We start from the raw sequence: 23279 nt of genomic DNA on the forward strand, positions 1-23279 counted from the left end.
AATGCGGCTCCACAAACCGCTGGCCGTCTTCGACGCAGGGCTCGGCAGCTATGCCGCCGTTTGCCTGCTGCGGGAGGCGTATCCCGAGCAGGATCTTCTTTATCTCGCGGACCGGGCGAGCTTTCCCTATGGCGGCAAGAGCCGCGCCGACTTGGCGGCTACGGTCGGAAAAGCCATTGCCTATCTGGAGACCTTCGACCCTTGCGCCGTCGTCCTGGCGTCGAACGCACCGACCGTCGTCGCGTTCGACCTGCTGCAGGCCGGGGCGACGAGACCGCTCTTCGGAGTATATCCGCCGGTCGCGGAGGCGCTGCGTGTCTCCACCTCGAAGCACATTGCTGTTCTGGGCGTCCGGTCGATGGTGGAGAGTCCCGAAATCCGCCGGTTCATCAGCGAGAGCGGAAAAGGGCAGGGCACAGTTCATGCTGTCGATGCATCGGATCTTGTCGCCCTTGTGGAGAGCGCGGTTTTCCTCAACGACAGAATGGGGACGCAAGACAAGGTTTCGCGCTTCGTGGAGCGCTTGAGGCGCGACCATTCCGCCATCGATGTGATGACGCTCTCCTCGACCCATCTTCCCTGGCTGTCCGATTATTTTCATACGGCCGCGCCGGACGTAACCTTCCTCGATCCCGCTGCTTCCCTCGTGGACGTCCTGAAGCCTCATGTCACGCCCGGGACCGGACGGATCGAAGGGCAGGTGACGGAGAACGAGCGTTATCCGTTCGAGGCTTTCGTTCGCATGCTGGACACCCTCGACATCCGTATCCCTGTGCGCCGCGTCAGTTTCTGACGCGGGCTCGCGGATTTACTCCGCGGCCACGCGGGTGGCGCGCCACTGGGTGAGGAGCGCCCGAAGGGCCGCGGGCTTCACCGGCTTGTTGAGGACATGGACATGCATGGCCGCCGCCGCATCCCGGACGACGGGCGTGCGATCCGCCGTCACGAGAACGGCGGGAGTATCGACCTGGGTTTTCCAGCGAAGAGCTTTGATCAGGTCGAGGCCGTCGCCCTCGTCCAGGTGATAATCGGCGATGATCACATCCGGGTTGGCTCGGTGGGCTTTGATGACGCTCTGCGCCGTGTCGAGGTCGGACGCGGTCCAAACATCGCAGCCCCAATTGGTCAGGAGCAGGCGCATTCCTTCCAGAATGGCGGGCTCATTGTCGATCACGAGTACGCTTAGCTTCGACAAAGCCGTGACCGGTGTCGCCGGGGCTTCAGGTGCCGCATGGGATGCCGGGAGAGCTGCCACGACCGGTACTTCGACGCGAAACACGGACCCGCGGCCCGCCTCGGATTTCAGCGTAACGGGATGGGACAGAACGCGTCCGAGCCGCTCGACGATCGAGAGGCCGAGCCCGAGGCCTCGGGCGACCTTGGCGCCCTGGTCGAGCCGCTGGAACTCCCGGAAGACGATCCTCTGCTTCGAGGGCGGTATGCCGAGCCCCGTATCCCAGATTTCGAGGATCAGATGCGTTCCGCGCCTGCGCCCGCCGACCAGAACGCGTCCGCCGGGCGTATATTTGATGGCGTTCGAGATCAGGTTCTGCAGCAGGCGCCGCAGGAGACGGCGATCCGACCGGACCGTCAGGGCGGACGGGACGAACGTGAGGGTCAGGCCCTTCTCGCGGGCGATGGGGTCGAATTCCCGCTGCAACTGACGGAAGAGCTCGTCGACCCGGAAGCTCGACCATTGCGGCTTCATGGCGCCGGTATCGAGGCGGGAAATATCGAGGAGGGCTGTCAGGATCTCCTCGACCGCGTCGAGCGATGCGTCGATGTTCTCGGCAAGAGTCGCATCTCCTGCCTCCTTATCCCGCTCGACCAGGGACGTTGCGTAGAGCCGCGCCGCATTGAGCGGTTGAAGGATGTCGTGGGAGGCTGCAGCGAGGAAGCGTGTCTTGGAAACGTTCGCCTCGTCGGCCTCCGCCTTTGCTTGAGTGAGGGCTTCGTTGAGGAGGGTCAATTCCTCGGTGCGTTCCCGGACTCTCTGTTCGAGAGTCTCGTTGGCGCGACGGCTTTCTTCTTCCACCGCCACCGTCTCGGTGACATCCGTGTAGGTGGTCACGAGACCTCCGTCCGGCAGTGGATTGGAGCGGATCTCGATCACCTTGCCCGACGGATAAAGCTTCAGGCGCACCGGTTCGAGATCGTGCAGGAAGGAATGGATGCGCGCCTCGACGAGATCGTCGAAGGTGCCTGGGCCATAGGATCCCCGCTCCGCATTGAACCGGATGATGCTGTCCATGCCGACGCCGATCCGCACCAGATTGGGAGGCAAGTCGTAGAGATCCACAAAGGCCTGGTTCCAGGCCAGGAGCCTCAAGTCGCGATCAAGAACCGTAATCCCCTGTTTGGCGTAGTTGATCGCGTGTTGAAGCAGGTCACGGCTGTGTTGGATCGCCGCGGATGCATCGTCGAGCAGCTTCAAGGCCGCCTTGGTCGAAACCGTTCTCCGGCGCAGAACGAGGGAAAGGGCCAGTCGTGACGAAGCAGTGCCGATGGCCGAAGCCAGCAGATGCTCCGCGTAACGCAGCAGGTGGATATCCGCTTCCGCCCGCAGGTCGAGCCTTTGGCCTCGGCTATGGGCGAAACCTTCAAAGGAACGGCTCGTGCGTTCCTCGCCGAGATACCGTGCTACGGCCGCACGCAACTCCTCGATCGTGATGCTGGGGCGAAACAGCCGAAAGCTCGGGGCCGCGGAATGATCGGCCTCGCCTACGAAGACGATGGCCTGAATGCGCTCCAGGGCCGTGACCGGACGCCAGAGCGAAAAAGCCACGTAAGTGATGATGTTGAGCGTCAGGCTCCAGACGACCCCGTGGGTCAGCTGGGGCAGATCCACGCCGAACAAAGCCGTCGGTTTGAGCGCGACAATTCCGAAGGGACCCGTCACCACCACGTCCGACCAGAAGACCCCGTCCCAGACCAGGCTCGGCAACAGGAGCGTATAGGCCCAGGTGAGAAAGCCCACGGTGAGGCCGACCGTGGCACCGAGCGCCGTTCCGCGGGACCAGATCAGGCCGCCGAGAAAGGCAGGAGCGATCTGTGCGATCGCCGCGAAGGACAAGAGGCCGATCGCCGCCAGGGCCGCGTCGCCGGAGGCTCGATAATAAGCATAGGCAAGCAGGATCACGACGACGATGGAGATGCGGCGTATGCCGAGCACGAAGCTGCCGAGATCCATCCCCGCGAAGGCACGCCGGCGCAGGACGATGGGCATGATGAGGTGGTTCGAGATCATCACCGCAACCGCAACCGAATCGACGATCACCATGGCGGTTGCGGCGGAGAAGCCACCCAGAAACGCGATGATCGCCGTCTTTCCGGCCCCGTCGAAGAGCGGCAGCGCCAGGACCGTCATGTCCCGGTCGACCGTGCCTTCCGGAAACACCGCGAGTCCGCCGAGAGCGATGGGAATGACGAAGATGTTGATGGCGATCAGGTAGACGGGAAAAAGCCATGCGGCCCGCTTCACGTCCTCGATGGCGCGGTTCTCGACCACCGTCATGTGAAACTGGCGCGGCAACAGGAGGGCTGCGCAGCTCGAAAGCAGGATCAGGGTGATATAGCTGCCAAAGCCCGAGGTGCGCCCAAGCATGCTGGCGCTGATGTCTTGCGCATGAAGCCTGCTGACGATGGCGTCATAGCCACCGAACATGAAGAAGGTCACATAGGCGCCGACCAGCAGAAAAGCCGCGAGCTTCACCACCGACTCGACCGAGATCGCCATCATCAGCCCGTCCTGGTGTTCCGTCGCGTCCGTGTGGCGCGTCCCGAAGGCCACCGCAAATCCAGCCAGAACCAGCGCGACCCCGAGGGCCAGATCGCCGAAGATCGGGACACTTTGCGGCGTGAAACCGCTCGCGGCCTTGAGAAAGACGTCCAGCGAGGAGGAGACGGCCTTGAGCTGCAGGGCGATGTAGGGAATCGAGCCGACGAGGGCGATAAGGCTTACCAGAGCCGCCACCCGTTCACTCTTGCCGTACCGGGCCGCGACGAAGTCGGCGATCGAGGAAATATTCTGCGTCTTCGCAATGCGCACGACCCGCGAAACGAGGAGGTGCCCGAAGCCGATCACAAGGATGGGGCCGATATAGATGGTCAGGAAGTCGAAGCCCGAATGGCTCGCAAGTCCCACCGAGCCGAAGAACGTCCAGGAGGTGCAATAAACGCCGAGAGACAGGGCCGCGATGGTGGAGCGCGCCCTGCCTTGGACGATCTTGCGCCCACCGTTGTCGCCCCAATAGGCGACAGCGAAGAGGAGGCAGAGATAGACCAGGGCCGATAGGATTACCGCCCAACTGGCGACCATGTGCGAGGATCCTCGTGAGAGCAGGAGCTAGGTTTACCGCCTTGCTCCAGGGATTGCCACTGCTTCACAAGGCTCAGAGGTCGCGGTCCCAGCGAGGCTCCGGGGCGAAGCGGTCAGCCAGGAAATCCACGATGGCACGGACCTTGGCGGGGATTTGCCGGCCCGAGGGGAAAACGGCATAAACCGAGGGTTCGTAAGTCGGATGATCCGGGAGAAGGTGCACCAGATCCCCGTTGCGCAGGCTGTCGCCGACCAGGAACGTCGGCTGGTACACGATTCCTTGACCGGCGATGGCGGCTGCCACCAGCGCGTCGCCGTTATTGGCCCGGAGGTTGCCTTTGACGGGCACCACGATGTCGGCGTCCTTTCCAAACGACCAGCGGTCGGCGCTGACCGTGCTCGAGAGCGTATAGCCAAGGCAATTGTGACGAGAGAGATCGTCTAGGGACTTCGGCGCCCCATGCTCCGCAAGGTAAGCAGGAGAGGCGCACAGGATGACCCGGCAGGGTGCAAGCCTCCGAACGACGAGGCTCGAATCCTTGAGTTTGCCGATACGGATCGCAAGATCCCACCCTTCTTCGATGAGCTCCACATAACGGTCGGCCAAGCCGAGATCGACGCTGACGGATGGATAAAGGCGGCCGAACTCGGCAAGCGCCGGCGCGATTTCGCGGAAGCCGAACGTCACCGGGACGTTGAGGCGAAGGGTCCCCCTCGGCTCGATCCGATCGAGACCTGCGGAGGCCTCGGCCTCCTCGATCTCGGTCAGGATGCGCTCGACGGCAGCCAGATAGTTGCGCCCGCCCTCGGTAAGGGTCAGCTTGCGGGTCGAACGATGGAGCAGCTTGACGCCTAAGCGCATCTCCAGAGCGGCAACATGCTTCGTGACCATGGTTTGCGAGAGCCCGAGCGCACGGGCCGCCGCCGAAAAGCTCCCGAGAGCCGCCACCTTCTGAAAGACCTGCATGCTGGTGACGCGGTCGAGCATCCTGGTCTCACTCTCTGGGTTGGAGCTGATATTCCATAGCCGATATTATCGTAACGCAGGTTTGAGATCATATGGAAGGGACCATTTCAGGAGATCACCATGATCGATACCCGAACCGCCCCCTACGCGGCTCTCATCCTCCGCGTCACCCTCGGCATCCTGTTTCTGGCGCATGCCGGTCTCAAGGTCTTTGTCTTCACACCGGCGGGCACCGCGCAATTCTTCGGCAGCCTCGGTCTTCCGCCCGCGCTCGCCTACCTGACCATCCTGGTTGAGGTTGTCGGCGGGGTCGCATTGATCGTCGGTTTTTATGCCCGCATCGCCGCATTGGTGCTGATCCCCGTTCTTCTGGGCGCGATCTTCACCGTCCATGGACCTGCGGGCTTTTTCTTCACCAACCCGAAAGGCGGCTGGGAATACCTGGCTCTTTGGATCGTCGGACTTCTCGCGCAGGCGCTCCTCGGCGATGGTGCGCTCGCCCTTAAGGCCACGCCCGCCAAGGCTTCCGGTGTGTTGACCGCCCGTTCGGCATGAGGGTCTCCACATGACCGCTTCCACCACTCCTCTTAAGGCTGCGGAGCCTTCGGCGACGCGACCCGTCCACCCCGGGACGCGGATCGGGCACATCCACCTGAAGGTGGCTGATCTTGACCGCGCCATCGGGTTTTACCGGGACGTCCTCGGGTTCGAGCTGATGCAGCGTTATGGTACGCAAGCTGCCTTCCTGTCCGCGGGTGGGTATCACCACCATATCGGTCTCAATACCTGGGAAAGCGCAGGCGGTTCGCCACCGCCTCCCGGTACCACGGGGCTCTACCATGTGGCGATCCTCTATCCGACGCGCGCAAGCCTGGCCGACGCCCTCCGCCGTCTCGTCGAGGCAGGCATTGCCCTCGACGGGGCGAGCGATCATGGGGTCAGCGAGGCGCTCTACCTGCGCGATCCAGATGGCAACGGCGTGGAACTCTATTGGGACAGGCCCGAGGAGCAATGGCCCAGAACCGAGGACGGAAAGCTCCAGATGGTGACGCGCCGGCTCGATCTGCACGGCCTTCTCGCCCAAGCCGCGGCTTGACGAACACGCCTAAATCTCCAGCTTAAGCTTATCGTGATAGCTGGAGATCTGGGATCATGTGGCAGGAATTCAAGCAATTCGCCTTGCGCGGCAACGTGGTCGATCTGGCCATCGGTGTCATCATCGGTGCCGCCTTCGGGCGGATCGTCGAGTCTCTCGTCGGAGACATCTTCATGCCGATCATCGGGGCCATCTCCGGCGGCCTCGACTTTTCCAACTATTTCGTACCGCTCTCGAAAAACGTCACCGCATTGTCTCTTCCCGAGGCGAAGGCGCAAGGTGCCGTTCTGGCCTGGGGCAACTTCATCACGGTCGCGATCAACTTCGCCATCATCGCCTTTATCCTGTTTCTGGTCGTAAAGGCGATCAACCGGATGAAGCGGGCGGCGGATGCCAAGGCCGAGGCCGCCAAGAAAGCACCCGAGCTTCCCGCGGACGTGAAGCTGTTGGGTGAAATCCGCGACCTTCTCAGGGACCGGCGATCCGTCTGACCGTAAAGCGTTCAGCCGGATCTGCGGCTTCTTGGGAGCGGGCGGCATTCGTGCTTGCCTTCCCGGATCCGGCAAGCCATGCCTGATCCGTCCGCCAGGGAGCTCTTCATGGATGTGTCTGCCGCCGCTTCGTCGCCGTTTTCTCTCCGTCCCGAAGCCGAGCAGGCCCCGGCGAGCGGAATTGTCGATGTCTTCAACCATGGCAGGAACCGGGAAGGCCTTATTCCTCTCTGGGTCGGCGAGGGCGATCTGCCGACGCCCTCTTTCATTTGCGATGCCGCAACCCGATCGCTTGCGGCGGGCGAGACCTTTTATACCTATCAGCGCGGCATTCCGGAGCTGCGCCAAGCCCTGTCGCGCTATCATGAACGCATCTACGGAAAGCCCGTCGATCCTGAGCGCTTCTTCATCACCTCCGGGGGAATGCCGGCGATGCAGATCGCCATGCGCATGGTTTCTGGGCCGGGCGACGAGGTCCTGATCCCGACGCCGGCGTGGCCGAACTTCGTCGGCGCCATCACGGTCGCCGGCGCTCGTGCGGTCGGTGTTCCGATGGTGTTCGGGCAAAACGGCTGGAACCTGGATTTCGACCGCCTGCAAAAGGCCGTGACATCGCGGACGCGTGCGATCACGGTGAATTCTCCTGCCAATCCTACGGGCTGGACGGCGACGCTTTCCGATCTGCGCATGCTTCTGGAGTTCGCTCGCCGGCACAATCTCTGGATCATCGCGGATGAGATCTATGGCCGCTTCGTGCACGATCCCGCTCTTGCGATCGACGGCCGAGCCCCCTCGTTCCGGGATGTGATGGCGCCCGAGGACAGGATCCTGTTCATTCAGACTTTCTCGAAGAATTGGGCCATGACCGGTTGGCGTCTGGGATGGCTCGAAGCGCCTCCCGACCTGGGGCAAATCATCGAAAACCTGATTCAGTACCAGACTTCCGGAACCCCCGTTTTCGTTCAGCGGGGCGGGCTGGCGGCTCTGGAGCAGGGCGAGGAGTTCGTGGCGCACCAGATTGCCCGCGCGCGGACCGGGCATGCCATCGTCGGCCGCCTGACCGAAACCGGCTTGGTGGATCTGCCCTCACCGAGCGGCGCCTTCTATGCCTTTCTCAAGGTCAAAAGCGCGCAGTCTTCCAAGGACATCGCCATCCGGCTCATCGAGGAGGCGAATGTGGGCCTCGCGCCCGGATCCGCTTTCGGCGAAACGGGAGAGGGGTATCTGCGGCTCTGTTATGCCCGGAAGTCGTCCGATCTCGAGGAGGCGGTTCGTCGGGTCAATGAGGCATTGCCGCGGATTGCCGAAGGTTAATGAACCAGACTGCATGCCCAGGCTGCAGGTGAGGAATTTGACCGGAGCGCGTTCCGCGTCCAATGAAGCAGGGCTTTCCCAGTCCTGTCTTTCATCATGCGCCTTTTCCTTGCCCATCTTGTTCAGATCCTGATCGCCGGCCTTGGCGGATTGACGCTGGATGCCCTCGGTGTTCCGGCCGCTTGGCTATCGGGGTCCGCCCTTGCCACAATGGCCTGGGGCTGGGCGGGACGTGCCAAGCCGATGCCGCGCCCGCTGGTTGACGCGGCGATGCTGGTATCCGGCGCATCCATGGGCGCGGCGGTGACGCCTGCCGCCATCGCCGCGGTGGGCCGCTATCCCTCAAGCCTTATTCTCCTTGTGATCGCCGTCCTGGCCATCTCGGGCGCCTCGGCGCTCTGGCTGACGCGGGTCTCGGGGTGGCGGAAAGATGACGCGGTGCTGGCGTCGGTGCCGGGAGCGCTGTCGACCGTGCTGGCAATCGCCGTTGACCGAAACGCATCGGTTGCTTCGATCGCCATCGTTCAGAACCTGCGGCTGTTCGTGCTGATCGCGCTTTTGCCCAGTGCCGTGGTTTTCAGCGGCGGAGGAGCCGCGAACGTCCTCATCGGCCAGGGCCTCCCCGTTCAAACCGTAGGCGGAATGGCATTCATCTTCCTGGGAGGCCTCCTGCTCGGCCTGATTTTGGCACGCCTCAATGTGGCGGCCCCGATCCTCCTCGGGGCCATGCTCGTGAGTACCGTCAGTCATGGTTCCGGGTGGGTCGCGGGCGTCATTCCCCCCGTCATCACCACCATCGGCTTGGTTCTGATCGGCATGTTCATTGCGGAGCGGTTTCGCGACGTTCGCCGCTCCACGATCCGTACGACTCTAGTTGCGGCGCTCGGCTCTTTTGCCATCGGCATGGTGGTCGCGACGGCGTTTGCGTGTCTTGCCGCCTGGGTTGCGGGTGTCAGTTTCGCCAACGGCCTTGTTGCATTCGCGCCAGGCGGGCTCGAGGCGATGACGATCCTGGCACTGGTTCTCGGGCTTGATCCGCTCTATGTCGGCATCCACCATCTGGTCAGGTTTCTCGGGATCGGCCTCGTGGTGCCTTTCGTTGTCGCTTGGCTCCAAAGAAGCGATCCGCCGGAAACGACATAGAAAGCCGCCTATTCCCCGTTTCGAAGGCGCTCGACAGCTTCCATGCGGGGCTTCGCCGTATCCCACAAGCGCCTCGTGACGGCGCCGACCAGGGCCTCTGCGATCAGCATGAGGCCGATGGAGGAATCCCAATTCGACGGCGCCACGATGGGGGCGGGCAGGACATGGCGGGCGACCCGCGCGATGGGCGAGAGCCAAGGATCCGTCAGTAGCACCACGGTCGCTCCCTGCCGCGCAGCCGTCTCGCTCAAGGCGATCACATCTTCCTGGTAGCGCCGGATGTCGAAGACGACCAGAACGTCCTTTCGGCCGATCTCGATCATCCGGTCGCGCCAGAGAGACGGTTGGCCGTCGATGTAGTCCACTTGGCTGCGCACGATCCGAAAATGGCTTTCGGCATAGCGCGCCAGGGCCCCCGTGAACCGACCGCCGGTGAAATGAATCTGCCGGCGCTGATCGCTCAGCAGCGCGACGACGGCCTCGAATTCGGCGGGAGCAATGTTCTCCACGGTCGCGTTCAGGTTCCCGATTACCGCATCGGCAAAGGATGCCAAGGCAGGAGCGCCTTGGCTGTTCCCCGAGGGACCGGCCTTGGCGAGCGGAGAGAGGAGGCGGGCCTCCAGCTCCTCTCGGAGATGCTTTTGGAACTCTGGAAAGCCATTGAACCCCAGGCGCGTCACGAAGCGCAGGACCGAAGGAGCGGAGATGCCCGCGCGGGTCGCAAATTCCGCAACGGTTTCAAGGCCCGCGAAGGGATAATGGCTCAGGAGGACATGAGCCGCTCGTTTTTCACTGGTCGTGAAAGTGTCGATCTCGTGCCGGATCCGATCCGCAAGCGTTGATTGTGCTGACGCTTGTATTGTACTTTCGTTACACATGGCGGCTTGTCCACACTCTTGTTCTTGACGACTTCCGAAAGCTGTACCAAAAATTACAAAACGACAACACCGAGCGGGAACGTATCAATCGTTCAATCCAGAGCCTTTCGCGGAATGCGCAGACGGAGAGCCGTATAGTGATTGCGAGGCCGATGGCGACAGGAGTCGAGGAGCACGATCAGTCGATGGCGAATCCTGTCGTTCATCTGGAGAATCCGGACGGATCGTCCCCAATTCTTCTGATTTGTGAGCATGCCTCCAAGCACCTTCCAGGCCGTTATGGCACCCTTGGCCTTGGGGCAGAGGAGCGGGAGAGCCATATCGCGTGGGATCCTGGCGCGCTCGGTGTCGCAAAGCACTTGTCCCATGCTCTCGACGCTCCGCTGATTCACGCCGCGGTGTCGCGCCTTGTGCTGGACCTGAATCGCGACCCGTCCGCACCGGATTCCATCACGACCCTGAGCGAGAACACAGCCGTGCCGGGTAACCTGAACCTCTCGGCGGACGAGCGTTCTCGGCGCGTCCGTGAGGTTTATGAAGCGTTTCACGGAGCCGTCGACAGCTATGCGAATGCTCGGTTGTCCGCGGGGCGGGTGACGGCGGTCATTTCCATTCATTCGTTCACCCCTGTCTACCGGAATATCGCGCGTCCCTGGCAGATCGGTTTGATCTTCGACACGGATGAGCGCTTGGCAAAGCACGTCGCGGCGGGGCTTCGCCGTGAGCCCGATCTGAATGTTGGGATGAACCAGCCCTACAGCCCGGCCGACAGGGTGTTCCATACCCTTGAAAGACATGCGGAGCGGCGTGGTCTGGCTCCGCTCATGATCGAAATCCGCAACGACCTGATCCGCACGGAAGACGGGCAGGCGTCGTGGGCGAGCCGCCTTGCACCCTTATTGAGGGAGGGCGTGCAGCGGCTTTGACGACAGCCATGGCGCGAGGTGTGCCATGGCTCAGAGGCAGACTATTCTTGGAGGAAGAGTCTATGTCAGTCGGACAAGGAAGCGGTGGGGTACACGCACCGCCAGCTGGGGCGCAGAATTCTGCGGGCGTCACCTACACCACAGTGGATGAGAGCTATTTCGAAGCGCGGCGCCTGAAACGTCACGCGCGCGTCTGGTCGCTCTGGGCGCTCGGCGTCGGCGCCGTGATCTCGGGCCATTATTCGGGCTGGAACCTGGGCCTTGCCAATGGCTTCGGTTCGATGTTCTTCGCCACCATCATCATCGCCATCATGTATCTCGGCCTCACGTTTTCGATCGCCGAGATGTCGCCCGCGCTGCCGCATACCGGCGGCGCCTATTCCTTTGCACGCACATCGATGGGGCCATGGGCCGGCTATGTCACGGGGATCGCCGAGAATATCGAATTCGTTCTCACCCCGGCCGTGATCGTGTTCTTCATCGGCTCTTATCTGAGCGGGATTTTCGGAACCGATCCTGTCTACCAGCCGATCTACTGGATCGTCTGCTATGCCATTTTCGTCGGCCTCAACATCGTCGGGGTCGAGCTGTCCTTCAAAGTGACCGTCACGGTCACGCTGCTGGCGCTCGCCTGCCTGGTGGTGTTCTATCTATCCGTTCTCTTTTCGGGCAAGTTCGACTTCGCCCGCTGGGCTCTCAACATGGGACCGGATGGAGCGGAATTGCCAAACGGAAACGGACCATTCCTGCCCATGGGCATCGGCGGCATCTTTGCCACGATGCCGTTTGCCGTATGGCTCTTTCTGGCGATCGAGCAATTGCCGCTGGCTGCGGAGGAATCGCATGATCCGCAGCATGACATGCCTAAGGGGATCATCGCGGGAATCCTGACGCTGATCGCCTCCGCATTCTGTGTCATTTTCCTGAATACGGGAATTGCGCCGGGTGCTGTCGGATACGCCAAGTCGACGGAGCCGCTGCTGGATGGTTTCCGCACCCTGTTCGGATCCGATATCGCGAAGATCCTGGCCGCCATTGCGGTGATCGGCCTGATCGCATCCTTTCACACCATCATCTTCGCCTTCGGCCGCCAGATCTACTCGTTGTCGCGTGCAGGATACTTCCCGAGCTTCCTGTCGATCACGCACGGGCAGCGGAAAACACCGCACGTGGCCTTGATCACGGGGGCGCTGATCGGCTTGCTGGTGATGATGATCATCTGGTTCTCCTTGGGAGCGGATGCGGGCGGTTCGGTCATCGGCGGAACGCTGCTCAACATGGCCGTGGCGGGCGCTATGCTGGCTTACTTCATGCAGGGCATGTCCTATATCGTGCTGAAGAAGAAGTTCGTGCATCTCCACCGGCCCTATGTGAGTCCGCTCGGCATCGCAGGTGCCGTGACATGCATGGTGATCGCCGCGGTGACCCTCTACTTCCAGTTCACCGACCCGATCTTCCAGCGGGCAGTCATCGGCGTTGCGATCTATTATGCGGTCATGATGGCCTATTTCATGGTTCATGGGCGTCATAAGCTGATCCTCTCGCCGGAGGAGGAGTTCGCCGTGTCCAAGGGCGAGTCCGAGTACAGAACATATTGATCGTCATAGAGGGAGCGCATCCGTGCGCTCCCTTCGGTTCATTCTCTTTAGGGATCAGGCATGAACGCCCCCACACCTCGCATAGAAAATCCCGTGATCAGGACCGCCGCCGACGCCGCAGCCTATGTGCGCAGTCGAGATCTCCCGTTCATCAAGATTGGTCTCGTCGATGTCGATGGCGTCATGCGAGGCAAATACATGGCGCGGGACAAATTCGAGTCCGCGCTGGAGAAAGGCTTCGGTTTTTGTGACGTCGTCCTCGGCTGGGACTCGAACGACCAGCTCTACGACAATACGACACTGACCGGTTGGCATACCGCCTATCCGGATGCAACAGCCCGGATTCTGCCGGACACGATGCGGCTGATCCCGTTCGAGGACGATTTGCCCTTCTTCCTCGCCGAGTTCGACGGCTACGCGGAGGCGGCGTGTCCTCGCGGTGTTCTGCGTCGTGTCCTCGACCGGGCCAAGGACATGGGCTTCGCCGTCTCGGCGGCGGCCGAGTTCGAGTTCTTCTTGTTCGAGGAGACGCCCCATTCCGTTCGGGAGAAGAGCTATCGGGGCCTGAAGAACATCACTCCTGGTTTCTTCGGCTACTCAGTGCTGCGTTCCGGCGTTCACGCAGATTTCTATCATGACCTCCTCGACATGGCGGGCAAGATGGATTTCGAGATCGAAGGGCTGCATACGGAAACGGGACCCGGCGTCCTGGAAGCTGCGATCCGCGTCGATGACGCCCTCCGGGCTGCCGACAAGGCGGCTCTGTTCAAAACCTTCACGAAAATCCTGGCGCAGCGTCGTGGTTGGATGGCGACCTTCATGGCGAAGTGGTCACGGGATTGGCCAGGGCAGTCCGGCCATCTCCATACATCCCTGCGCGATCTGAAATCCGGCAAGGGCTCCTTCTATGATGCGGCGAAACCGCACAACATGTCGGATACCATGCGTTGGTTCGTGGGTGGTCAGCAGCAGCTGATGCCTGAGCTTCTGTCAATGGTCGCCTGTACGGTGAACAGCTATACGAGACTTATCCCCGGCTACTGGGCGCCGACGGACGCGGCCTGGGGCGTCGAAAATCGGACCACCGCCCTTCGCGTCATTCCCGGTTCCGAGAAGTCGCAGCGCGTGGAATACCGGGTCGCGGCGGCCGATATCAATCCTTATATCGCCCTTGCGGCCGCCATCGGTTCGGGACTCTGGGGGATCGAGAACAGAATCGAGCCGGGTGATCCCATTCAGGGCAACGCCTATGATGTGAAGCATCCGAAGAAGCGCGCCCTTCCTCGCTCGCTTGGAGAAGCGGCGGATCGCCTCAAGGGTTCGAGGCCCGCGCGGCAACTGTTCGGCGATACCTTTGTTGACCATTATGCGGCAACGCGCGAATGGGAAGAGCGGGAAGCCAGAAAGGCAATCACGGACTGGCAGCTCGCCCGATATTTCGAAATCATCTAAAAGTAAGATCATGGCCGACACCGATATCGTTTGTATTTCACCCATCGACGGGCGTGAGCTGGTTCGCCGGCCCATCATGTCCGAAGCTGCGATCGCCGCCGCCGTTTCCGCGGCGCGCGAGGCCCAGCGGTCATGGCGTCACGTACCTCTCGCGGAGCGCTCCGCCGCGGTTCTCGCGATGCTGGATGCGCTCGTCGCCATGAATCAGGAGGTGGTGCCGGAACTGGCTCAGCAGATGGGCCGCCCGGTGCGCTACGGCGGCGAGTTCCGCGGAGTCGAGGAACGGGCCCGCTATATGGTCAAGATTGCCGAGGATAGCCTTCGGACCATACCGGCGGATGATGAGAGGGCAGGGTTCCGTCGTATGATCAAGCGCGAGCCGGTGGGCCTCGTGCTGGTCATTGCTCCCTGGAATTATCCGTATCTTACGGCAATCAACACCATCGCGCCTGCTCTCATGGCCGGGAACGCGGTTCTGCTCAAGCACGCATCCCAGACCGTCCTGGCAGGGGAGCGTTTCCAGATGGCTGCGGAGCACGCCGGGCTGCCGCGCGGGTTGTTCCAGAATTTGCATCTCAGTCATGACCAGACGAGCCAGATTCTGCAGCAGGGCCTCGTCGATCACTGCAATTTTACGGGTTCCGTCTCGGGCGGCCGTTCCATCGAGCGTGCAGCCGCTGGAAGCTTTACATCGCTGGGTCTCGAGCTTGGGGGGAAAGATCCCGCTTATGTGCGGGAGGACGCCAATCTCGACCATGCTGTCGAAAATCTTGTCGATGGGGCCTTTTTCAACTCCGGACAGTGCTGCTGCGGCATCGAGCGAATCTATGTGCATGAAAAGCACTATGACCGCTTCGTCGAAGGCGCTGTCGATCTGGTGAACAAGTACGTGCTCGGAAATCCGCTGGACGAGGCGACGACTCTTGGGCCGATGGCCCACAGGCGCTTTGCCGATCTCGTGCGTCATCAGAATGCGGAAGCGGTCGCCAAAGGCGCAAAGGCGCATATCGACGCCGGCCGCTTTGCCGCGGATGCGGGCAACAGCGCTTATCTCGCGCCACAGGTTCTGACCGGTGTCGATCATTCCATGAGCGTCATGCGCGAAGAAAGCTTCGGACCGACCGTGGGCATCATGAAGGTGAGGGGGGATGAAGAAGCCATTCACCTCATGAATGACTCGCCTTACGGCCTCTCCGCTGCCATCTGGACCTCGGATGTCGAGGCGGCCGAAGCCATCGGTAACAAGCTTGAAACCGGCACGGTTTTCATGAACCGCTGCGACTATCTCGATCCGGCTCTCGCCTGGACCGGTGTGAAGGATACAGGCCGCGGCGCCAGCCTTTCCAGGCTCGCTTATGAGTCCCTCACCCGTCCCAAATCGTTCCATCTCCGTCACATCTGAGCATCACTGACATGACCGCTTCTCCCCGCTCCAACTGGAACTATCCGACGGCGATCCGCTTCGGCGCCGGTCGCATTGCCGAATTAGCGGAGGCCTGCGAATCAGTCGGAATGACGGCGCCTCTCATCGTTACGGATCCGTTCCTGGCAACGCAGCCGATGACGAAGGATGCGCTCGAAGCCCTGAAGGCCGCAGGCCTCAAGGCTGCGATCTTCTCCGAGATCAAGCCCAATCCGGTCGAGACCAACGTTTACAAAGGTCTCGAGGCTATGAAGGCAGGAGGTCACGATGGTGTCGTGGCCTTTGGTGGCGGCTCGGCCCTCGATGCCGGCAAGGTGATTGCCTTCATGAAGGGCCAAACGCGCCCCATGTGGGATTTCGAGGATATCGGCGATTGGTGGACCCGAGCCGATCCAAACGGAATTGCGCCCATCATTGCCGTTCCGACGACCGCGGGCACCGGCTCCGAAGTCGGACGTGCGGGCGTGATCACGCAGGAGGCGACGCATACCAAGAAGGTGATCTTCCACCCGTTGATGATGCCGAGGATCACGATTTGCGACCCGGAGCTGACGGTCGGCATGCCGCCTCACATCACCGCCGGAACAGGCCTTGATGCCTTGGCTCATTGCATCGAAGCCTATTGTGCTCCCGGCTACCATCCCATGGCGGACGGGATCGCCGTCGAGGGTATCCGCCTCGTGAAGGAATATCTCCCGCGCGCTTACAAGGATGGAAAGGACATCGAGGCACGCGCCAACATGATGTCCGCTGCCGCCATGGGGGCGACAGCTTTCCAAAAGGGCTTGGGCGCCATTCACGCCTTATCCCATCCGGCGGGAGCTCTTTACGATACGCATCACGGACTGACCAATGCGGTCTTCATGCCGTATGTGCTTGTCTATAATCGCGCGGCGATCGAGGAGAGAATTGCGCGCCTTGCCGCCTATATTGGGCTCGAGCCGAGTTTCCAGGCGTTCCTGGACTGGGTTATCCAGCTGCGAAAGGACCTTGGTGTGCCTCACACCCTCGACGGTCTGAAGATCGACAATGCGCGGTTCGACGAAATGGCCGCCATGGCGCCTGAAGATCCGACGGCAGGCGGGAACCCGGTTCCGATCACCAAAGAAAGCGCACGCAGGCTTTATGAGGATGCGTTGGCGGGTGTCATCTAAAGCACATGACAGCAGCTTGAAAGACCTCGTCAGCTTTCAAGCGTAGCGCTTGTTCTGTCATCAAGCATGCGCTCAAAGAAGAGATAGGAAAGGCGGGAGAGAGGATCTCTTCTTCCGCCTTGTAAGATCAAGAGCGCATTGACTTGAGTGCCTGTGCCCAACGGTGGAGTTCATCAAGCATCGGCTTTACCGACGCCTTGACCAGATCGTTGGGCTGGAAGTTCTTTTTGTCCGCATCCAGAAGCTGAGCCACGCTCGGAATTGGGACCCCTTCCGTCATAGGCATCACCTTTACCGTCGTGAGAATTTGCTTGGCAATCTGAGCCGCACGGAGGCCGCCCGAAACACCGCCGTAGCTGACCAAGCCTGCCGGTTTGTAATTCCACTCGGCATAAACATAGTTGAGGGCGTTGAAGAAGGCCGGAGGCGGATTGAAGTTGTATTCAGGTGTCACGAATACATAGGCATCGGCTGCAGCAACGCTGGCGCTCCAGGCCTTGGTATGATCATGCCGGTATCTGCGCAGTATAGGGTGCTCGGGTTCATCGTAAAGCGGCAAGTTTAGCTCGGCGAGGTCGATGAGGGTCGACTGGAATTGACCGTGTTTCCCAACTTCCTCGTGAAACCATCGAGCCACGGCCGGACCGACGCGGCCGGGGCGGGTGCTGCAGATGATCGTGTTGAGCTTCAGCGACATAGGGACTCCTAGATTGTCATGAGAACCTATCCTATGTAGGTTCTGTTTTGTAACCGAGGCTCTTTAAGGAACTTTTCAGCCGCGCCGCAAGGAGGCACTTTTATGACACCCAGTCACATCCATGTGCCCACCGGCTGTTGCCGGACTGTCACTGAGATTCTGTCTCGTGTTGGCGATAAGTGGAGCGTCCAGGTCGTCGTCCAGCTCGGCGCAGGGCCGAAGCGCTTCAACGAGCTGCGGCGTATCGTCAGCGGCATTTCTCAGCGTATGCTGACCCTGACGTTACGGGGCCTGGAACGGGATGGGCTTGTTCAACGGACGATCTATCCGACAATTCCGCCCAAGGTGGAATACCGCCTGACCGAGCTTGGAGCTTCGTTGCTTGAAACGGTACGCGCTCTCGGCGACTGGGCCATCCAAAACCGGGATCAAATTCTCGAGGCGCGGCAGCGATTTGACGAAACCGGCGGACAGGGCACAGAAACGTTCTTCAATTCATCCGATGCCGCTTGAGCCGCGATCAGGACCGGGCCTTGTCGTTCAGGACCTCCCAAAGGGCAGGATCGTGAAAATCGGCAATCGTGCGGTCCGCGCCAACGGCCTGCATATCTTCAGCCGTAAGACCTGTCAGCATGCCGAAGGAAAACAGACCAGCGCCTTTGGCCGCCTTCATGCCCGAGGGTGAGTCTTCGAAGGCGACGGCCTCGTCTGCCTGGATCCCCAGCCTTTCCAGAGCCGTGAGATAGGGCAGTGGATCCGGTTTTCCGCGAACGACGTCCTCGATCGTCACTGTGACGGCGAAGCGTTGAGCGACGCCGATGATATCCAGCATATGGGTCGCATTGAGGATCGGAGCGTTGGTGACGAGAGCAACGCGAATGGCTCGATCGTCAGCCCAATCCAGAAGTTCGGCCAACCCGTCGAGCGGTTTGAGGTCGGTTGCGAGCCGCCGAAAAGCCGCCTCTTTCTGGCGGGCGAATTCCTCGTGCTCGCTAACCGTGTGGTTGGGAAGCAGGGTCGCGAAGATGGATTCGTTGGTGTGGCCGATGATGGAGTTCCGGAAGAGAACGTCGTCGATCACGATCCCCTCGGGCCCGAGAATTTCCGCAAAAGCCCGGAGATGAACCGGATCGCTGTGGACGAGAGTGCCGTCCATGTCGAAAATCAATGCCTTGAGCATAGAACCCATCGTGTCGCTGAAACCTCATCCGGCACAAGGCCGGAATGGAGCAGCCTTACAGCCAAACCGGGTCACGATAAACCGGTGATAGGCACTTTGTCGCAATTCATCGGTCAAGCCGGTTATGATGAGCCGACTTGCCCCGTCAAGCGCCTGGGATGAGGGCTACTCCACGCTGTGGGGCGAAAGAGACGGAGACTGCCGTCCCGGGCGGGATCGGCTCCTTGCGGCCGTATTGAACGACAAACAGGCTGCCGACCGGGCTTTCGAGATCATATTCGATCTGCGTTCCGAGATAGGATGCCTTTTTGACGGTACCGGTTATTCCGCCGCTCGGCGTAGGTCCTTCCTCAAGGAAAATCGCATCGGGCCGGACGGCAAGCTTGACCGGACCGGCATTTGCGTTGCGATGAGGCAGGGTCAGGATCGCTCCGCCGATTCGGACCCGTGCGTTCGGCCCTTCTCTGTCGAGCAGGATTCCTTCCAGAATATTGGCATCGCCGATGAAATCCGCCACGAAAAGATCAGCCGGTTCTTCGTACAGCTCCCGCGGTGTGCCGGTTTGCGCGATGCGCGCATTCGACATCACGATGATACGGTCCGAGACCGCCAGGGCCTCTTCCTGATCGTGGGTCACGTAGGCGACGGTCAGGTTCAGGCTCTGCTGCAATTCCCGAATATCCTCGCGGACGCGTCGCCGCAGCTTGGCGTCCAGATTCGAGAGCGGCTCGTCGAAAAGAAGAACCTGGGGCTCCAGCACGAGCGCGCGCGCGACGGCGACACGTTGCTGCTGGCCTCCTGACAGCTCCGACGGGCTGCGTTTTTCCAAACCGGAAAGTCCGACGAGAGAGAGCTTTTCCATGGCCATGGCCTGAGCATCTCTTTTCGGGACACCTTGAACACTCGGCCCATATGCAACGTTCTCGAGAACGGACATATGCGGGAAGAGCGCATAGGACTGGAACACCATGCTCACGTCACGATCCGCCGCCGAGAGATTCGTCACATCCCGGTCGCCGATCAGAATCTGACCTTCGCTGGCCATCTCGAGGCCCGCAATCATGCGCAGCGTTGTCGTCTTCCCGCAGCCGGAGGGGCCCAGCAATGTCACGAGCTGGCCGGGGGCTATGTTGAACGATACGTCGTCGACGGCGGTCACCCGACCATAACGCTTCGTCACGTTACGGAATTCGACCGACGCTGCCACCTTTCTGGAGGTCTTGGATGCTCCCGTGAGAGCAAGCGAGGATACTGCGGACATCTGGTTCATGGGGTGGCCTGAACGGCAAGAGGGGCTGTACTGGCGGTGGCGCTGCGGCGTCCCAGCCTGCGTTCACCGACGGCAAACTGGATCGCGACGATCGCGAGGAGCATGACGACGATGAGAACCGTCGAATATGCAATGGCAAGTCCAAATTCGCCCGCCTCGACCCGGCCGACGATGTAGGTGGTCGCCATATTGTATTCTGCCGTCACGAGGAAGATGACGGCGCTGACGGCCGTCATGGCGCGAACGAAGGAATAAACCAGGGAGGCCACGATCGCAGGCCGCAGAAGCGGCAGGACGATCCGACGCATGGTCGTGAACGAGCGGGCGCCGAGTGTCAGGGACGCCTCATCCAGGCTCTTGTCGATTTGGCTCAGCGTGGCAATCCCGGATCGGACGCCGACCGGCATGTTGCGGAACACAAAGCACATGACGAGAATGAAGCCGGTTCCGGTGATTTCGATGGGTGGCACGTTGAACGCCAGAATATACGATACGCCGACGACGGTTCCCGGAATTGCGAAACTCAGGAGAGTCCCGAATTCAAAGGCGCGCTGCCCTGAAAATCGCTGTCGTGTCAGAAGATAAGCCGTCAGAAGACCGATGGCCGCAGTCAGCGGGGCGGAGAGCGCCGCGACTTTGACGGTGGCAAAGAACGAGTTCCAGGCGGAGCCGGAGAAGTAGAGGCCCCATTCGGCCCTCTCCACCCTGAAGGCCGTCAGGAAGTGATCGAGGGTCGGCGTGTAATCGCGTCCCATCGAGCGCACGAAGCCGCCGACCAGAATGATGGCATAGATTACGATCGTGAAGAGCGCCCACGGAATCGCCGTCAGATAGGATGCGAGCGCGACGCGGCGAGGCAACGGCAGCGGAATGCCCGCATCGCCCTTGCCGGTCACCGTCGTGTAGACCTTCTTGCCGAGCCAGGCATGCTGGAGCCAGAATGCCCCAAGGGTGAAGCCGAGCAGAATGATGGACAAGACGGCCGCTCGGCCCTGGTCCTGCTGGGCTCCCACCACGGCAAAGAATATCTTTGTCGAGAGAACCTCGTAATTACCCCCCAGCACGAGAGGGTTGCCGAAGTCGGCAAGGCTTTCCACGAAGCCGAGCAGAAACGCGTTGGCGAGCCCCGGACGCATGAGCGGCAGGGTCACGGTCACAAACGTGGTCCAGCTTTTCGCGCGCAGCGTCTGGGAGGCCTCCTCCAGAGTCGGGCTGATCCCTTGAACGACCCCGATCAGCACGAGGAAGGCAATCGGCGTGAAGGCCAGGAGCTGTGAGATGAAGACGCCCGGAAGGCCATAGATCCAGCGTGAACGGGGAATTCCGAACCACTCATACAGAATGGCGGAAAGCGCGCCTGATCGCCCGAAAAGGAGGATCAGGGCAAGGCCGATCACAAAGGGAGGCGTGATGATCGGCAGAACGCTCATGACTCGCAGGAGCTTTTTGAACCGGAAGGTCGTTCGCGTGGCGATCAGTGCGAAGGCGAGTCCAAGAGCCGTTGTGCCGAACGCCACCAGAATGCCGAGGAAAAGCGTGTTCCAGGCAACGCCGCAGCGAAGGTCGCCGGTGAGGCAATCGAGGCCCCAAATCGAGCGATCCGTGAATTTCGCGATGAAAAGGCTTGGGGCAAAATTACCCCTGTCGTCTCCGAACGCGCTCGCCAGAATGGTGGAAACGGGAAAGAAAACGAAAACGATGATCAGGGCGACAACGACGCCGATGGACGAAGTGACAAAGGTGTCGCCCCGGCACCATCCGCGCGCCGCGAGCCCGTGGCACAGCAGGATCAGGAACGATGCTGCGGTCAAGGCCGCACCATAGCCCATTCCGGCCTGGCGAGGACCCGGCTCTCCGAAAAAAGCCTTGAGGCCGTCCAGAGTCCATCCGTTCAGGCCGATTGAAAAACCCTGGATCAGGATCAACAACAGGCCGAGGATGCCTGCCCCGGTCAGCCACCTCGCCAGGAGCGCCCCGTCAGGGCGCAGCGCAGGCCGGAGGAGCATGAGGAGGGGCAGAAGGATCGGGAGGAGCCACCAGGCTCCCTTCAAGCCGAGCACGAGCCCGGATCTGCCGATCACGAACTCACTCAATGTCGGTGCCACTGCCCGATCGAAGCCGTACCAAGGCAGAACCGCGTATCCGATCCAGCCCAGGACAATCCAGCCAAGGGTTGCCCGCGACATGTCCATCCTCACAGGAAGGCTCCGCAAGGAGAGTTTCCCTTGCGGAACGATCAATAGGTTACAAGAAACGGCAAGGCGGAGCCGCCTTGCCGCGAAGAGATCGAGCTGCCTATTTCGGCAGGTTCTTCACCTCGTTATCCCACTTGGACAAAAGCCGCTTGCGCTCGTCCGACGACCCGTACTTGGCGAAATCGAAGTTGATCAGCTTGATCTCACTGAGCTTGGGAGCCTGGGGCGGAACGGGCGTGTTCTTGTTGGACGGCACTTGATAGGACTTGGCTTCCGCACCGAGTTTCTGGGCATCGGGAGTCAGGGCCCAATCATAGAACTTTTTGGCGCTGTCCATGTTCTTGGCGCCCTTGATGATCGACATGGAGCCGATCTCGTAGCCTGTTCCTTCGCAGGGGGCGACGACCTTTACGGGGGCCTTGTCCACCACCATCGTCACGATGTCATGCATGAACGCGATGCCGACGGTCGTCTCTCCGAGCGCCATGGCCTTGGCGGGAGCCGCGCCGGACTTGGTGTACTGATTGATGTTCTTGTGCAGGGCCTTCAGATATTCGAAGCCCTTGTCCTCGCCCATCAGCTGGATGATCGTGGCGAGCAGGGTGTAGGAGGTTCCCGAGGAATTCGGGTCCGCAACCTGCACCTCGTCCTTCAGCTTCGGGTCGAGGAGATCCGCCCAGCATTTCGGCTCGATGCCCTTGGACTTGATCAGCTCCGTGTTGTAGCCGAAACCGAGCGCGCCGGAGTAGATGCCGACCGTCTTGTTCTTGGACTGCTCCCACTGGCGCACGGCCCAGTCCTGCAGTTCTGCGAGTTTCGGCGACTTGTAATCGACCGTGAGATTTTCCTCGGCGGCCTGCATATGCGGGTCGCCCGTGCCGCCCCACCAGATGTCCGCGCGGGGATTGGCCGCCTCGGCCTTCACCTGGGCATAAATTTCGCCGGAGCTCTTGCGGGTCATCGAGACCTTGATCCCCGTCTCCCGCTCGAAGGCGGTGGTCATGGCCCGGCACCATTCTTCCTGCACGCCGCAGTACATCACGAGGGCCCCCTGGGCCTGGGCTGCGCCGGCGGATAGAAACGACACAGCTGTGGCCGCACTGGCCAGCATCGTGGTCACGAAGAAGTTCTTTTTCAGTGTCACAGGAATCCTCCCACAGAAATAGATATTGTTTTC

The 23279-nt window shown here is 61.2% G+C and carries 20 protein-coding genes; 12 read left to right on the forward strand and 8 right to left on the reverse strand.

The window, feature by feature from the left end:
* The first annotated feature begins 1 nt into the window (after position 1).
* A complete protein-coding gene (locus LJD17_RS19650) occupies positions 2–793 on the forward strand; it encodes a glutamate racemase (protein WP_227385904.1) in 792 nt (263 codons plus the stop codon).
* A 15-nt stretch (positions 794–808) separates the two neighbouring features.
* Here the strand turns inward: LJD17_RS19650 and LJD17_RS19655 are convergent, their stop codons facing one another.
* Both LJD17_RS19655 and LJD17_RS19660 read right to left on the reverse strand, forming a co-directional pair.
* On the reverse strand, positions 809–4318 hold the full coding sequence (locus tag LJD17_RS19655) for a PAS domain-containing hybrid sensor histidine kinase/response regulator (RefSeq protein ID WP_227385905.1): 3510 nt from the start codon (positions 4316–4318) through the stop codon (positions 809–811).
* Positions 4319–4391: 73 nt separating this feature from the next.
* Positions 4392–5306 carry a LysR family transcriptional regulator gene (locus LJD17_RS19660; protein WP_227385906.1) on the reverse strand — a complete coding sequence of 305 codons (915 nt, stop codon included), beginning with the start codon at positions 5304–5306 and terminating at the stop codon, positions 4392–4394.
* A 99-nt stretch (positions 5307–5405) separates the two neighbouring features.
* Between LJD17_RS19660 and LJD17_RS19665 the strand changes: the two genes are divergently transcribed.
* The 5 genes from LJD17_RS19665 to LJD17_RS19685 all read left to right on the forward strand — a co-directional run bounded on the left by LJD17_RS19665 (position 5406) and on the right by LJD17_RS19685 (position 9329).
* A complete protein-coding gene (locus tag LJD17_RS19665; protein WP_227385907.1) occupies positions 5406–5840 on the forward strand; it encodes a DoxX family protein in 435 nt (144 codons plus the stop codon).
* Positions 5841–5850: 10 nt separating this feature from the next.
* Complete coding sequence (locus LJD17_RS19670; protein WP_227385908.1) at positions 5851–6381, forward strand: VOC family protein; 531 nt, start codon at positions 5851–5853, stop codon at positions 6379–6381.
* Between the two features lie 56 nt (positions 6382–6437).
* A complete protein-coding gene (gene mscL / locus LJD17_RS19675) occupies positions 6438–6872 on the forward strand; it encodes a large conductance mechanosensitive channel protein MscL (RefSeq protein WP_227385909.1) in 435 nt (144 codons plus the stop codon).
* Positions 6873–6980: 108 nt separating this feature from the next.
* Positions 6981–8186 carry a pyridoxal phosphate-dependent aminotransferase gene (locus LJD17_RS19680; RefSeq protein ID WP_227385910.1) on the forward strand — a complete coding sequence of 402 codons (1206 nt, stop codon included), beginning with the start codon at positions 6981–6983 and terminating at the stop codon, positions 8184–8186.
* A gap of 96 nt (positions 8187–8282) precedes the next feature.
* Positions 8283–9329, forward strand: a complete 1047-nt coding sequence (locus tag LJD17_RS19685) for an AbrB family transcriptional regulator (protein WP_227385911.1) — start codon at positions 8283–8285, stop codon at positions 9327–9329.
* Between the two features lie 8 nt (positions 9330–9337).
* On the opposite strand, the gene LJD17_RS19690 is transcribed toward LJD17_RS19685, so the two are convergent.
* Positions 9338–10207, reverse strand: coding sequence for a MurR/RpiR family transcriptional regulator (locus tag LJD17_RS19690; RefSeq protein ID WP_227385912.1), 870 nt, complete (start codon positions 10205–10207; stop codon positions 9338–9340).
* A 152-nt stretch (positions 10208–10359) separates the two neighbouring features.
* Here LJD17_RS19690 and LJD17_RS19695 point away from each other — a divergent pair, with 152 nt between their 5' ends.
* The 5 genes from LJD17_RS19695 to LJD17_RS19715 all read left to right on the forward strand — a co-directional run bounded on the left by LJD17_RS19695 (position 10360) and on the right by LJD17_RS19715 (position 16760).
* Positions 10360–11133, forward strand: coding sequence for an N-formylglutamate amidohydrolase (locus LJD17_RS19695; protein WP_227385913.1), 774 nt, complete (start codon positions 10360–10362; stop codon positions 11131–11133).
* A gap of 62 nt (positions 11134–11195) precedes the next feature.
* Positions 11196–12731, forward strand: a complete 1536-nt coding sequence (locus tag LJD17_RS19700; protein WP_227385914.1) for an amino acid permease — start codon at positions 11196–11198, stop codon at positions 12729–12731.
* A 60-nt stretch (positions 12732–12791) separates the two neighbouring features.
* A complete protein-coding gene (locus tag LJD17_RS19705; RefSeq protein ID WP_227385915.1) occupies positions 12792–14183 on the forward strand; it encodes a glutamine synthetase family protein in 1392 nt (463 codons plus the stop codon).
* 10 nt (positions 14184–14193) lie between these two features.
* Positions 14194–15585, forward strand: coding sequence for an aldehyde dehydrogenase family protein (locus tag LJD17_RS19710; protein WP_227385916.1), 1392 nt, complete (start codon positions 14194–14196; stop codon positions 15583–15585).
* A gap of 2 nt (positions 15586–15587) precedes the next feature.
* On the forward strand, positions 15588–16760 hold the full coding sequence (locus LJD17_RS19715) for an iron-containing alcohol dehydrogenase (protein ID WP_406600853.1): 1173 nt from the start codon (positions 15588–15590) through the stop codon (positions 16758–16760).
* Between the two features lie 127 nt (positions 16761–16887).
* Here the strand turns inward: LJD17_RS19715 and LJD17_RS19720 are convergent, their stop codons facing one another.
* A complete protein-coding gene (locus LJD17_RS19720) occupies positions 16888–17457 on the reverse strand; it encodes an NADPH-dependent FMN reductase (RefSeq protein WP_227385918.1) in 570 nt (189 codons plus the stop codon).
* 102 nt (positions 17458–17559) lie between these two features.
* Between LJD17_RS19720 and LJD17_RS19725 the strand changes: the two genes are divergently transcribed.
* Positions 17560–17970 (forward strand): winged helix-turn-helix transcriptional regulator, encoded by a 411-nt coding sequence (locus tag LJD17_RS19725; RefSeq protein WP_227385919.1) that lies wholly within the window; start codon positions 17560–17562, stop codon positions 17968–17970.
* Between the two features lie 7 nt (positions 17971–17977).
* Here LJD17_RS19725 and LJD17_RS19730 read toward each other — a convergent pair whose 3' ends face one another.
* The 4 genes from LJD17_RS19730 to LJD17_RS19745 all read right to left on the reverse strand — a co-directional run bounded on the left by LJD17_RS19730 (position 17978) and on the right by LJD17_RS19745 (position 23213).
* Positions 17978–18637, reverse strand: a complete 660-nt coding sequence (locus LJD17_RS19730) for an HAD family hydrolase (protein ID WP_227385920.1) — start codon at positions 18635–18637, stop codon at positions 17978–17980.
* Positions 18638–18782: 145 nt separating this feature from the next.
* Complete coding sequence (locus LJD17_RS19735; protein ID WP_227385949.1) at positions 18783–19898, reverse strand: ABC transporter ATP-binding protein; 1116 nt, start codon at positions 19896–19898, stop codon at positions 18783–18785.
* A gap of 5 nt (positions 19899–19903) precedes the next feature.
* A complete protein-coding gene (locus LJD17_RS19740) occupies positions 19904–22093 on the reverse strand; it encodes an ABC transporter permease (RefSeq protein WP_227385921.1) in 2190 nt (729 codons plus the stop codon).
* A 109-nt stretch (positions 22094–22202) separates the two neighbouring features.
* The gene (locus LJD17_RS19745; RefSeq protein ID WP_227385950.1) at positions 22203–23213 is read right to left on the reverse strand and encodes an ABC transporter substrate-binding protein; all 1011 of its coding nucleotides are present in this window, start codon (positions 23211–23213) and stop codon (positions 22203–22205) included.
* Between the last annotated feature and the right edge of the window lie 66 nt (positions 23214–23279).

It is taken from the genome of Microvirga rosea (assembly GCF_020595095.1).
Classification (GTDB): Bacteria; Pseudomonadota; Alphaproteobacteria; order Rhizobiales; family Beijerinckiaceae; genus Microvirga; species Microvirga rosea.

Excerpts from the sequence above, each read along its gene's own strand:
- LJD17_RS19650 (WP_227385904.1), top strand. The coding sequence starts at position 2 with ATGCGGCTCCACAAACCGCTGGCCGTCTTCGACGCAGGGCTCGGCAGC.
- LJD17_RS19655 (WP_227385905.1), bottom strand. The coding sequence starts at position 4,318 with ATGGTCGCCAGTTGGGCGGTAATCCTATCGGCCCTGGTCTATCTCTGC.
- LJD17_RS19660 (WP_227385906.1), bottom strand. The coding sequence starts at position 5,306 with ATGCTCGACCGCGTCACCAGCATGCAGGTCTTTCAGAAGGTGGCGGCT.
- LJD17_RS19665 (WP_227385907.1), top strand. The coding sequence starts at position 5,406 with ATGATCGATACCCGAACCGCCCCCTACGCGGCTCTCATCCTCCGCGTC.
- LJD17_RS19670 (WP_227385908.1), top strand. The coding sequence starts at position 5,851 with ATGACCGCTTCCACCACTCCTCTTAAGGCTGCGGAGCCTTCGGCGACG.
- mscL (WP_227385909.1), top strand. The coding sequence starts at position 6,438 with ATGTGGCAGGAATTCAAGCAATTCGCCTTGCGCGGCAACGTGGTCGAT.
- LJD17_RS19680 (WP_227385910.1), top strand. The coding sequence starts at position 6,981 with ATGGATGTGTCTGCCGCCGCTTCGTCGCCGTTTTCTCTCCGTCCCGAA.
- LJD17_RS19685 (WP_227385911.1), top strand. The coding sequence starts at position 8,283 with ATGCGCCTTTTCCTTGCCCATCTTGTTCAGATCCTGATCGCCGGCCTT.
- LJD17_RS19690 (WP_227385912.1), bottom strand. The coding sequence starts at position 10,207 with ATGTGTAACGAAAGTACAATACAAGCGTCAGCACAATCAACGCTTGCG.
- LJD17_RS19695 (WP_227385913.1), top strand. The coding sequence starts at position 10,360 with ATGGCGACAGGAGTCGAGGAGCACGATCAGTCGATGGCGAATCCTGTC.
- LJD17_RS19700 (WP_227385914.1), top strand. The coding sequence starts at position 11,196 with ATGTCAGTCGGACAAGGAAGCGGTGGGGTACACGCACCGCCAGCTGGG.
- LJD17_RS19705 (WP_227385915.1), top strand. The coding sequence starts at position 12,792 with ATGAACGCCCCCACACCTCGCATAGAAAATCCCGTGATCAGGACCGCC.
- LJD17_RS19710 (WP_227385916.1), top strand. The coding sequence starts at position 14,194 with ATGGCCGACACCGATATCGTTTGTATTTCACCCATCGACGGGCGTGAG.
- LJD17_RS19720 (WP_227385918.1), bottom strand. The coding sequence starts at position 17,457 with ATGTCGCTGAAGCTCAACACGATCATCTGCAGCACCCGCCCCGGCCGC.
- LJD17_RS19725 (WP_227385919.1), top strand. The coding sequence starts at position 17,560 with ATGACACCCAGTCACATCCATGTGCCCACCGGCTGTTGCCGGACTGTC.
- LJD17_RS19730 (WP_227385920.1), bottom strand. The coding sequence starts at position 18,637 with ATGCTCAAGGCATTGATTTTCGACATGGACGGCACTCTCGTCCACAGC.
- LJD17_RS19735 (WP_227385949.1), bottom strand. The coding sequence starts at position 19,898 with ATGTCCGCAGTATCCTCGCTTGCTCTCACGGGAGCATCCAAGACCTCC.
- LJD17_RS19740 (WP_227385921.1), bottom strand. The coding sequence starts at position 22,093 with ATGTCGCGGGCAACCCTTGGCTGGATTGTCCTGGGCTGGATCGGATAC.
- LJD17_RS19745 (WP_227385950.1), bottom strand. The coding sequence starts at position 23,213 with ATGCTGGCCAGTGCGGCCACAGCTGTGTCGTTTCTATCCGCCGGCGCA.